The 11,774-nt window shown below is 70.9% G+C and carries 5 protein-coding genes and 1 pseudogene; 5 read left to right on the top strand and 1 reads right to left on the bottom strand.

Features of this window, described 5'->3' with window-relative positions; all coding sequences use genetic code 11:
- The first annotated feature begins 253 nt into the window (after positions 1-253).
- Both AB0N06_RS22940 and AB0N06_RS22935 read left to right on the top strand, forming a co-directional pair.
- A complete protein-coding gene (locus tag AB0N06_RS22940) occupies positions 254-5,260 on the top strand; it encodes a DNA repair ATPase (RefSeq protein ID WP_366136543.1) in 5,007 nt (1,668 codons plus the stop codon).
- Positions 5,261-5,299: 39 nt separating this feature from the next.
- Positions 5,300-7,300 (top strand): NAD-binding protein, encoded by a 2,001-nt coding sequence (locus tag AB0N06_RS22935; protein ID WP_366136542.1) that lies wholly within the window; start codon positions 5,300-5,302, stop codon positions 7,298-7,300.
- On the opposite strand, the gene AB0N06_RS22930 is transcribed toward AB0N06_RS22935, so the two are convergent.
- A complete protein-coding gene (locus AB0N06_RS22930; protein WP_366136541.1) occupies positions 7,297-8,103 on the bottom strand; it encodes a translation initiation factor IF-2 in 807 nt (268 codons plus the stop codon). The two genes, AB0N06_RS22935 and AB0N06_RS22930, sit on opposite strands and share 4 nt — an antisense overlap.
- A gap of 165 nt (positions 8,104-8,268) precedes the next feature.
- On the opposite strand from AB0N06_RS22930, the gene AB0N06_RS22925 reads away from it, so the two are divergent.
- The 3 genes and pseudogenes from AB0N06_RS22925 to AB0N06_RS22915 all read left to right on the top strand — a co-directional run.
- Positions 8,269-9,570, top strand: coding sequence for a histidine kinase (locus AB0N06_RS22925; RefSeq protein WP_366136540.1), 1,302 nt, complete (start codon positions 8,269-8,271; stop codon positions 9,568-9,570).
- Positions 9,567-10,238 carry a response regulator transcription factor gene (locus AB0N06_RS22920; RefSeq protein ID WP_366136539.1) on the top strand — a complete coding sequence of 224 codons (672 nt, stop codon included), beginning with the start codon at positions 9,567-9,569 and terminating at the stop codon, positions 10,236-10,238. The genes AB0N06_RS22925 and AB0N06_RS22920 overlap by 4 nt, the downstream gene beginning before the upstream one ends.
- A gap of 958 nt (positions 10,239-11,196) precedes the next feature.
- Positions 11,197-11,774: pseudogene (locus tag AB0N06_RS22915) on the top strand (collagen-like protein); the annotation flags it as partial.

Raw genomic sequence — 11,774 nt, 5'->3', positions numbered from 1 at the left:
AGGGGCCCCCTCCGCGTCGCCTCCCTCCTCCGCCTTGCCAGGCTTGCCCCTCGCCCCGCTCCTTCCTCCACCCCACCCATGTGCGCGGCCTCTTAAGGGCGTCAGCAGAGCCCCGGCGCCGGGGGTGGCCACTCTGTCCTCAGAGGCCGGACGGGCGCGAGTGGACTGCCACGTCAAGCCCGTCCGGCGTTCGAGGACACAGCGCGGCCGGCGGCCGCACCACCCGACACACATCTCGCAGGGAGCCGTACGCATGGACACCGACCCCACCTCCACCGTGGACGCCGGCACCTACGACGTACTGCGGCGCCGCCTCACCGCACAGGCCACCGAGCTCACCCACCGCGCCGAAGCACTCAACACCCGCCGCACCGAGGAGTTCGGTTCGACGCGGCTCCGTCTCCTGGCCACCGAGCGGATCCGTACGGAGCGCCCTTCCGTGCCCCGCGATCTCGTCGCCGTGGGCGGGCAGTTGCTGTTCGGCTTCGAGCGAGGACCGGGCGCACGCGGCGACGCCGAGGTCGGGGACGTACTCACCCTCTGCGGACCCGATCTGTCACCGGGCCGGGACGCTCTCCTCGCCGACGAGGCCTTCGTACGCGAGTTCACCACCCTGCACCGCTACTACCGCGACGCCCGCCTGCTCCGTCTCCGCCGCGTCGACGGGCGGCTCCTCGCCGTGTTCCGTACCGGCGAGACCGCCGACGACATCCGCGTACTGCGCTGGGCGCTCACGCCGGACGGTTCCCCCGGCGCGTTCCTCGACGCGCGCGGCGACCGCGACCACGTCTTCCCGCCGTCGCACGACTTCACCTGGACCGCGGCGGGCCGCGAGTCGCACGTCCCCGGCCGCCACCCGCACATCGCGATCGGCAGCAGCGGCGCGCTCTTCGTCGACACGCTCGGCGGCACCCTGACCGTCAAGACGGCCGACGACACCGACACACCGCACGGGATCTACGAGGAGCCGGTCACCGAACCCCTCCAGTCCCTCGCCGACGCCGACGTCGAATACGCCGAGGTCGGCCCCCTGATCCTGCTGCGGATCCGCCCGTACAACGAGGACGCCTGGCGCCACCTGGTCTTCAACACGCTGCTCTCCACCGTGCAGCGCCTCGACGCCATCGGGCCCGCCTGCCACCGGCTGCCGGAGGACCAGGGGATCATCTTCCCCGGCGGCACGTACCTCACCACCGGCGCCACCAAGACCTTCGACCTCGCCGAGCCGCTCGCCGACCCGGTCTTCGAGGGGGCCGTCCGCTCCCCCAACGGCGAGGACGTCCTCTACCTCTTCCGCTCCCGGGACGGCGGCCGCGGCCTGCTCCTCCCCTACAACCTGATCCGTCAGGAGGTCGCCACCCCGCTGCTCTGCCGCGGCCACGCGCTGCTCGACGACGGCACCCTCGTCCTCCTCAAGGACACCGCGTCGGCCGAGCCGGCCCGTGTGCACACGGTGCAGCGCTGGCAGACCCCGTACGTCTCCGACACCCATGCCGCCTCCCGCCCGGCCGGGACGGGTCCACTCGCCCGGGTCGGCAACGCCGATCTGGTACGCGGCATCTCCGACTGTCTCGCGCTGGCGAACAGCGCGACGCGGACCACTCCGACCACGGCCGTGTACGCCCGGCTGGTCGCCGACTGCACCCGCACCACCGACCGCTACCACTGGCTCAGCGACCCCGAACTCGGCTCACTCAGTGCCCCGTTGACCGCCCTGCACGACACCGCGCAGCAGGTCCTCGCCGAGTTCGAGACGGTGCAGGAGCTGACCCGGCAGGCTGCCGAGGCACTCACCGGCGCGGCGGACCACCTCACCGCGGTCGTCCGCCGAATCCGCGGCGAAGCCCCGCGCTCGGCCGCCGCCTGGGTCTCCCAGCTCACCGAACTGCGCCGCGCGCACGGTCACTTGGCGACGCTCGGCGAGATGCGGTACGCGGACACCGACCGGATCGCCGAGCTGACGGCGGCCACCGTCGCCGATCTCGGCTCCGCCGCCCAGCGCGCGGTCGCGTTCCTGAGCCGGGACGACGCGTTCACGGACTACCACCACGACATCGAGCAGCTCACCGCCGACGCGTCCGCGCTCGCCACCGTCGCCGACGCGACCGCGCTCGGCGACCGGCTGACCGAGATGACGGACGGGCTCGCGACGGTCACCGATGTCGTCGCCGGGCTCGACATCGGGGACGCGACCGTCCGCACATCGATCCTGGAACGGATCGCCGAGGTCCTCGGAGGTGTGAACCGGGCCCGGGCCACGCTCGACGCGCGCCGCCGCGAACTCCTCGATCACGAGGGGCGGGCGGAGTTCGCCGCCGAGTTCGCCCTGCTCGGGCAGGCGGTCACGGGTGCGCTGGCCGCCGCGGACTCCCCCGACGCGTGCGACGAACAACTGGCCCGGCTCCTGCTTCAGCTGGAGAACCTGGAGTCCCGGTTCGCCGAGTACGACGACTTCCTCGCCCAGCTGGCCGAGCGGCGGACCGAGGTGTCCGAGGCGTTCTCGGCCCGTAAGCAGACGCTGCAGGACGACCGCGCCCGCCGCGCCGAACGGCTGGCGGACTCGGCGGCCCGGGTCCTGGAGACCGTGTCCCGGCGCCTGTCCGCCCTCCCGGACCTGGACGCCGTCCACACGTACTTCGCCTCCGATCCGATGGTCGCCAAGATCCGGCGCACGGCGGACGAGCTGCGCGGGCTCGGCGACCCGGTGCGGGCCGAGGAGCTCGACGGACGGCTGAAGGCGGCCCGCCAGGAGGCGGGGCGGGCCCTGCGCGACCGCAGCGAGCTGTACGCGGACGGCGGGGCGACGATCCGGCTCGGTCGGCACCGGTTCGCCGTGAACACCCAGCCGTTCGACCTGACGCTCGTGCCCTCCGGGGACCGGCTCGCGTTCGCCGTCACCGGAACCGACTACCGGGCTCCGGTCACCGACCCGGCGTTCGAGGCGACCCGCCCCTACTGGGACCAGCTGCTGCCCTCGGAGTCCCCGTCCGTCTACCGCGCCGAACACCTCGCAGCCCGCCTCCTGGACGAGCACGGCGCGGATGCGCTGGCCGCCCGCGAACCGGCCGACCTCGCGTTGCTCGTACGGGAGTCGGCTGCGGACGCGTACGACGAGGGATATCAGCGCGGCGTCCACGACGAGGACGCCGCCGCCATCCTGACCACGCTGCTGCGACTGCAGGCCGGTGCCGGCCTGCTGCGTGTCCCGCCCTCCGTACGGGCGGCGGCGCAGCTCTTCTGGACGTACGACACGGACGACGCCCTCCGCGCCTCCTGGACGCGCCGCGCCGCCTCCCTGGCCCGGGCCCGCGAGACGTTCGGCCTGGCACCCGCGATCACCGCGCTCCAGGAGGAGTGGGCAACCCGGATCGGGACCGATGACGCGCACGCCGCCGCCGCGTACCTCTTCGAGGAGCTGACCTCGGGCCCCGTCGGCTTCGTCACGAGCGCGACCGCCCGCACCTTCCTGGACAAGTTCCGCCGCACGACCGGAACTTCGGCGTACGACGAGGATCTGGGAGCCCTCCGCGACGACCTCCCCGCGCGCCGCCAGCTCGTCGAGGGCTGGCTGACCTCGTACGCCTCCGCGAGCGGGACGGACCTCCCGAGCGGTGATCTCGCCGAGGCGGTCGCCGTCGAACTCTGCCCGGAGCCGGAGCTCACCCGCTACGACTGCGAGGCACCGCTCTCGGCGACCGTGGACGGCCTGCTGGGCACCCATCCACGCATCGACCGTGGCCGCCTGACCGTTCGCCTCGATGAACTCCTCGCTCGCACACAGCAGTTTCGCGCGAGCGCCGTCCCCGGCTTCCGCGCCTACCAGCGAACCCGCACCGCCCTCGTCACCGCCGAACGCGCCCGGCTACGGCTCGACGACCACCGGCCGCGCGTGATGTCCGCGTTCGTCCGCAATCAGCTCCTTGACGAGGTGTACCTGCCGCTGATCGGCGACAGCCTCGCCAAGCAGCTCGGCACGGCCGACGCCGACCGGCGCACCGACTCGCAGGGCCTCCTGCTGCTCGTCTCCCCGCCCGGCTACGGCAAGACGACACTCATGGAATACGTCGCCGACCGGCTCGGCCTGGTCCTCGTCAAGATCAGCGGCCCGTCGCTCGGTCGCGACGTGACCTCCCTCGACCCGGCGCAGGCACCCAGCGCGACCGCCCGCCGGGAGATCGAGAAGATCAACTTCGCACTGGAGGCGGGCAGCAACACACTCCTCTACCTGGACGACATCCAGCACACGTCACCCGAACTGCTCCAGAAGTTCATCCCCCTCTGTGACGCCACCCGCCGCATCGAGGGCGTCCGGGACGGCGAGCCGCGCAGCTACGACCTGCGGGGCAAACGGTTCGCGGTGTGCATGGCGGGCAACCCGTACACCGAGTCCGGCGAACAGTTCCGAATCCCGGACATGCTCGCCAACCGGGCCGACGTGTGGAACCTGGGCGAGGTGCTGAGCGGCCGCGACGACGTCTTCGCGCTGAGCTTCATCGAGAACGCGTTGACCGCCAACCCGGTGCTGGCCCCCCTCGCCGGCCGCTCCCGCGAGGACCTCGCGCTGCTCGTCCGCCTGGCCTCCGGCACGGACCCTTCCCCAAGCTCTCAACTCCGTTCGAGCAGCGCAGACCCCATCGTGCGCGCGGACCACCTCGACCACCCGTACACCCCCGCCGAGCTGGACAGGATCACCGCGGTCCTGCGCCACCTCGTGACCGCCCGCGACACCGTTCTCGCCGTGAACGCCGCGTACATCGCCTCGGCCGCGCAGACCGACGCGACGCGCACCGAGCCGCCCTTCCGGCTGCAGGGCTCATACCGCAACATGAACAAGATCGCCGAACGGATCGTGCCCGTGATGAACGACGCCGAACTGGCCGCCGTCATCGACGACCACTACACGGGCGAGGCCCAGACCCTCACCACGGGCGCCGAGTCCAACCTGCTGAAACTGGCGGCTCTGCGCGGCACCCTCACCGCCGAACAGGCGGACCGGTGGGCGGCGATCACCGCCTCGTACGTACGCACCCAGGCACTCGGCGGCCCGGACGGCGCCCCTTCCCCGGACTCCCGGCCCCGTCCGAGCAGCGCAGACACCGTCGCGCGGGCGGTCGCGGCACTGGACCTGCTCTCCAACCGGATCGCGGCGGTCGAGGCGGCGATCGTCCGGGCATCGGAGCCACGTCCTCTGCTAGCGGGCCCGGAGCAGTCCCCCCGGCACGCGGCCCCACGCACCCCCACGACACACGAAGATCACTGATCGGCCGGAATGAGTCGAACACCCGGAGGTGTGCACGGCATGCTGGGATTCGTGTCCACACTTCCCCAGCAGCCCCAACGCTCCCCCTTCAGCGGCCACATGGTCATCTGCGGCGACGACGCGCTCGCCCGGCGGCTGGCGGTGGAGCTGCGTTATGTCTACGGGGAGCGGGTCACCCTGCTTCTCCCGCCAGGGCGCGATCCGCGCCGGCCCGATCTGCCGCTGACCCAACGCGGCCGGGCGGCAACGCTGTTCGGCCGGATGTCGGCGGCGATGAACCGCAACCTGGGCAACGGTGGCAACGGGACGACCGTCGGCTCCGGAAGCTCCGACAACGACACGAACGCCGGCGTCGAGGCGGTCCGCATCCTGGAGGCCGCGGAGCCGTCCGACGAGGCCTTCGAGGAAGCGGGCGTGGACACCGCCGCCGCACTCGCGCTCGTCTACGACGACGACGAGCGCAACATCCGCGCCGCGCTGACCGCCCGTCGCCTCAACCCCCGCGTCCGGCTCGTCATCCGGCTCTACAACCGCAAGCTCGGGCAGTACCTGGAGACCCTTCTCGACCAGGCCGCCGCAGTCGCCGTCCCCGGACTCGACCCGACGGCGCTGGACGCGTCCACCACCGTCCTCTCCGACGCCGACACCGCCGCCCCGGCACTCGCCGCAACCGCGCTCACCGGTTCCAGCAAGGTCGTCCAGGCGGAGGGCCTGCTCCTGCGGGCCGTCGAGCGCACCCCGCCCCGGCAGGGCGAGGTCGCCGACCCCGGACTCTGCACGCTCGCCCTGCTCTCCTCCACCACCCACGACCCGGCGGGCGCCGAAGGGTCCGACAGCAGCGGCGCCGAAGGGCCCCAGCTCCTGCCCGATCACGCGCAGGTGGCCGCGGCGACCGGGCGCGGCACGGTGGTCCTGGAAGCCATTCGCGAGGCCGCACCGGACGGTCCGAAGCTGCGCATGGGGGGCCGCAGCGCCCCGCTGAGCCAGATCTTCTCGCGCCGTCTGCGCTGGTCGGCGCTAGGGGTCGGCTCGGCGGTCCTGGCCCTCGCCGTCGCCTCCACCCTCACCACGGGCGACCACCCCCTGCACGCCGCGTACCTGACCCTGCTCGATCTCTTCGCGATGGGTGACCCGGCGATCGGCGACCCCACCGCGCGGCAGATCATCCAACTGCTCTCCGGAATCGCCGGCCTGATGCTGCTGCCGCTGCTGGTGGCGGGCGTCCTCGAAGCGTTCGGCTCCCTGCGGACGGCATCGTCCCTGCGCCGCCCGCCGCGCGGACTCTCCGGCCATGTGGTGCTGCTGGGGCTCGGCAAGATCGGCACGAGGGTGCTGGTCCGGCTCCGCGAACTCGACATCCCCGTGGTGTGCGTGGAGGACGACCCGGACGCGCGCGGCATCCCGGTGGCCCGGCGGCTGCACGTACCCGTCGTCCTCGGGGATGTCACCCAGGAGGGCGTCCTGGAAGCCGCGAAGATCCAGCGGTCCCGCGCCCTTCTCGCCCTGACCAGCATCGACACCACCAACCTGGAGGCGGCGCTCTACGCCCGCTCGGTCAAGCCCGATCTGCGGGTGGCACTGCGCCTCTTCGACGACGAGTTCGCCACCGCCGTCTACCGCACCCTGCGCACCGCCCACCCGCAGGCCCTGACCCGCTCCCGGCCCGTCTCCCATCTGGCTGCCCCGTCCTTCGCCGTCGCGATGATGGGACGGCAGATCCTGGGCGCGATCCCGGTCGAGCGGAAGGTGATGCTGTTCGCGGCGATCGAGGTGGCGGGCCACCCGCAGCTGGAGGGCCGGACGGTCGAGCAGGCGTTCCGGGCGGGGGCGTGGCGGGTGCTGGCCCTGGACGCGACCCCGCGCGAGGACCGCCACCCCGGCCTGACGACCGTCGCACCCTCCCCGGACCGTCCGTCGGGCCTGATCTGGAACCTGCACCCGGGGTACGTGCTGCGCGCCGAGGACCGTGTGGTGATCGCGGCGACCCGACGCGGACTTGCGGAACTGCTCCGCAGACGACGGGCAGTGGCACCGCGTTAGGGCGTGTTTCGAAAGCCCCGCACTTTCACGAGGTGCGTTGTCCGAGGCGTGACCGGAAGAGAGGAGGGCGCCTGACCTGCTTCGCCACCAAGAGAGGGCGTCGGGCTCACGCGCCAGACGCGGGCCGGGGGGACGTTGGCCCAGACGATGCGTCCTGACGCCCTGCCGCGCTGCCGGTACCCGGCGAGCACGGTCTCGACGGCTCGGTGACGGGCCGCTTCTCCCGCTGAGGCGACGAGTCGGCGGGCCGGGGCGGTACCCACGTACGCGAAGTACGTCAGCGAACCGCCGGGGCGCAGCAGTTCGAAGTATCTGTCCATCAGTGAAGTCACCGTGTCCGGGACGAAATTGGTGAAGGGCAGGCCGGAGACGATGACGTCGTAGGACTGCCGTGTGTTCAGGTGCTCGATCCGCGTTTCGTGGATCCTGACCCGGACACCGTCCTCGCTCCGCACCGGCACGAACGCCGCGGCGGGGTGGTCGTCCCGCACGGCGTGTTCGTCCCGGCCCGGTCGGTATTCACGGACGACGTTCCGCAGGACGGCGGCGAAGCGCGGGTTCGCCTCGACCACGTCCAGAGTGCTTCCCGGGGCGAGCAGCGGCAGCAGACAGCGGGTGACGGGGCCGGTTCCTGCACCCACCTCCAGTACATCGAGGGATTGTCCGGCCCGCTCGGTGACCGGTGCGGCGAGGGCGGCGGCGAGTCGGCGGCTGCTGGGTGCGACCGCGCCGGTGATGCGGAAGCCTCGCGCGGCCTCGGTGACGAAGAGCCGGGTGTCGGCGAAACGGGGCCATGAAGTCATACCAGTGACGCTAGGTAGCAGGCGCTCTTCGGGAATCGGCCGTTGTGTTCGGGTGAACCGGTACGGACGACACCACCGAGGCGTACGCGACCCCGACGAAAGTAGGGGGTGGCGACCGACCCAAGACCATGGGCCCCGGCCCCCACAACTGCCTACAATCGGTCGGTGGAACACAAATACCCCCACCGGGGTCCGGTGTGGACGGAGTGGTTACTGGCCGGCGGGGTGCTGCTACTCGTCGCGCAGGGGCTGGCCAAAGCTCGATTCGAGATGCAACTGCTTTCCGTAGGACCGATTGTGGCTGTCGCCGCCGCGCTGCTGCTGCCGCTTCGCTGGCGCAGTCCGCTCGCCGTGGTCCTTCTCGCCGGGGCGGCGCTGGGTGTGCAGGGCGCGTACGAACCCATGACGGTGATGGTTTTCCACCTGGCGGCACAGGGCCGGGTGCGGGTGGCGGTGGCGGCGGGTGTGATCACCGGTGCGCTGCCCTGGGTGTGCGCGCCGCCGCTCAGCGGAGGCATGACGCCGACGTACGGCGCCGGACTGCTGTTCGCCTTGGCGTTGACGGCCGGATTGTGGTGGCACAGCCGTCGGCGGCTCATCGATTCGCTGAGCGAACAGGTCGAACTCCGTGCCGAGCAGGCCAGGTTGGCGGAGCGAGCCCGGATCGCGGCCGAGATGCACGATGTGCTGGCCCATCGGCTGAGCCTGTTGGCGCTGCACACCGGGGTACTCGCACTGCGCGCGGAATCGCTGCCGCCGCAGATCGGTGAGCGGATCGCACTGCTGCGCGCCACCTCGTCCCAGGCGTTGGCCGATCTGCGGGACGTGCTGGGCGCCTTGCGTGCGGAGGACGATGCGGCGCGGGAGGACGGGAGGGATCCCGTGCAGAGAAAGGTGCCTGCTCCTGCGTTGCGGAACCTGTCCGAACTGCTCGACGAGGTAAGGACCATCGGTCAGGATGTCGCGGCCGAACTGACGGGGGAACCCGGTGCCGCACCCGCGACTCACCTCCTCGCGGTGCACCGGCTCGTTCAGGAAGGTCTCACCAACGCCCGTAAACACGCACCGGGTACGGCGGTGCGACTGCGGGTGCACTACGGCGCACCGGCCACGGAGGTGGAGTTGGTCAACTCGCCGCCCGCAGTGACCGCTTCGCGGGCCGATGGAGGCGTCGGCCGGGGCTTCGGACTGATCGGGCTCGCCGAACGGGTGGCCGGGCTGCACGGCTCTCTCGCCCACGGTCCGGAGCCGGATGGGGGATGGCGGCTCGCGGCCCGTCTGCCCATGAGCGCTCCGGACGGTGCGCCGAACCGAAGAGCCTTCGAGGAGAACGGCGCGGCCCGCACGGCCGGACCTGTCGGCAGACGAGCGGGCAGAACCGTCGGCAAAGGCGTAGCCAAGGCCATGGGCAAGGGTGTGGTGAAGATGATCGGGAAGCGGTCCGTGAATCGGATCGGGCAGACATGACCGGGGCTCGGCTCATCAGCACGATGGTGGTGGATGACGACGCGTTGGTCCGACTGGCCCTGACCGACCTACTGGCGACCGACGCCGGCATCGAGGTCGTCGCCGAGGCGTCGGACGGCCTCCAGGCCGTGGAGGAGGCCGCCGCCCATCGGGTGGACGTCGCCCTGATGGATGTGCGGATGCCGAGGCTGGACGGCATCGCGGCCATCGCGCGACTGCGGGCACTTCCGCATGCCCCTCGCATCATCACTCTGACCACCTTCGACCTGGACGAGTACGTGTACGAGGCATTGGCAGCGGGCGCCGACGGGTTTCTGCTCAAGGACTCGGACCCTGCGGAGATCCTGCGGGCCGTACATGTCGTGGCCGCCGGTTCGGCGATGCTGCATCCGTCCGCCGCACGTCGGCTGATCGACCGCTACCATCGCGGCGCCCGGCCGGGGGCCTCAGCTGTGCGCGGACGCGTGGGCCGGCTGACACCACGCGAGCGCGATGTCCTGGCCCTGCTCGCGGAGGGGGCAACCAACTCGGAGATCGCCGGGAGGCTGCGGATGAGCGAGAGTACGGTGAAAGCCCATGTCAGTCGCATCCTGACGACACTGGAAGTCGGAAATCGCGTCCAGGCGGCACTGGCCGCCCGGGACGCAGGCCTGATGCCTGACGCGTGAACCGTGAGGTTCGCCGCGTTGCGTGGCGAAGCGAACCGAGTGACGTAACGAAGGCGCGGCCGACCGGGGCCCGGCAAAGATCCCGTCCGCCCCGGCCCGAGACGGGTTTGCCACCCCGCTCACGTCGGAGGCCGGCGCTCTGGGCCTGAGCCGGGGCCGCGCCCACCAAATGGGGCCGCGCGGAGCATGTGTCAACACAGTGCTGCCCGGAACAATCCTCGTAGGCATATCGCCGCAGACAAAGGTGTGCCCGGATGTCGAACCACCGACGCGAGGTTTTCCTCGAAACTCACATAGGTAATGTTGTCAAACTATGATTCTCCATCCGCTTTCCAGTCTGCGACGGTCAGGCGTCAGCGGAATACCGATCGCCACCACACCCGATAATCAGCTCCGGTTCCAAAGTCTTTCAACAATGGCGACCGATGGACCTCCGAATGAACGGCCCAGCCGCATCTCCTGCCCCCGTCGGCAGTTGGGACTTCTCAATATTCCTGACGAGGTCAATTCATCCGACCGTCAGAACATTCGATCCGGATAGCACACCAACCTTCGCCCCCCACACGCGAGTTCGCTCACCAATCGAAGAGGCGCGGCGAATTCGCTACCGCCTCCGACCAGGGGTCCACATTTCCGATTTATTAGCCAGCACGGTGAAAGTGGATCACCGCACGGCGGGTTGGCGTGGCGCACAACACAGTGGATGCATACTCAAACCATCCAACTAGCCAACGCGACATACCGGTGCGCGCCCAAGAATTTGCGCATGCCTGCGTATTCGCTTTCACCTCTGCAGGAAGGTTCCGGTGTGAAACGTCAGTCGCTTCGCAGATCTTGGGTCCAAACCGTCACAATGCTTTCCGCGGCGGGGACACTTGGCCTGATCGTCAACGTAGCTTCGTCGACGGCCGCCATGGCCGACGTGATCGAGAAGCCAGCAGTCGATTACGCGCTTGGGGTGCCAGGCCCGAATGGCGCTGCGAGTGCCGATCCGGGTTCCCGCACCCTGCCGACGGCCCATCGCGACGATGACGGCGATCGGGGGCGGTGGGACGACAGCAGGAACCGGGGTCCGCAGGGACGCCCGGGCGCACGGGGCCCGCAGGGACGCCCGGGCGACACGGGCGCACGGGGCCCGCAGGGACACCCGGGCAGCTCGCACGGACGCCCGGGCCCCCAGGGCCCCCAGGGCTACCAGGGCAACACCGGAGCCACCGGACCCCAGGGCCTCCAAGGCGACCAGGGCATCCAGGGCAACCAGGGCTACCAGGGCGACACCGGAGCCACCGGACCCCAAGGCATCCAAGGCGACCAGGGCATCCAAGGCGACCAAGGCATCCAAGGCGACCAGGGCTACCAAGGCGACCAGGGCTACCAAGGCGACCAGGGCTACCAGGGCGACACCGGAGCCACCGGACCCCAAGGCATCCAAGGCGACCAGGGCATCCAAGGCGACCAGGGCATCCAAGGCGACCAAGGCATCCAAGGCGACCAGGGCTACCAAGGCGACCAGGGCTACCAAGGCGACCAGGGCTA

The organism is Streptomyces sp. NPDC051020 (assembly GCF_040683105.1).
In the GTDB taxonomy this organism is placed as follows: domain Bacteria; phylum Actinomycetota; class Actinomycetes; order Streptomycetales; family Streptomycetaceae; genus Streptomyces.
Note: the sequence above shows the minus strand (reverse complement) of the source record. Positions and strands in the feature narration are given on the sequence as shown.

Coding starts and splice junctions, on each gene's coding strand:
- AB0N06_RS22940 (WP_366136543.1), top strand. CDS start 254: ATGGACACCGACCCCACCTCCACCGTGGACGCCGGCACCTACGACGTA.
- AB0N06_RS22930 (WP_366136541.1), bottom strand. CDS start 8,103: ATGACTTCATGGCCCCGTTTCGCCGACACCCGGCTCTTCGTCACCGAG.
- AB0N06_RS22935 (WP_366136542.1), top strand. CDS start 5,300: ATGCTGGGATTCGTGTCCACACTTCCCCAGCAGCCCCAACGCTCCCCC.
- AB0N06_RS22920 (WP_366136539.1), top strand. CDS start 9,567: ATGACCGGGGCTCGGCTCATCAGCACGATGGTGGTGGATGACGACGCG.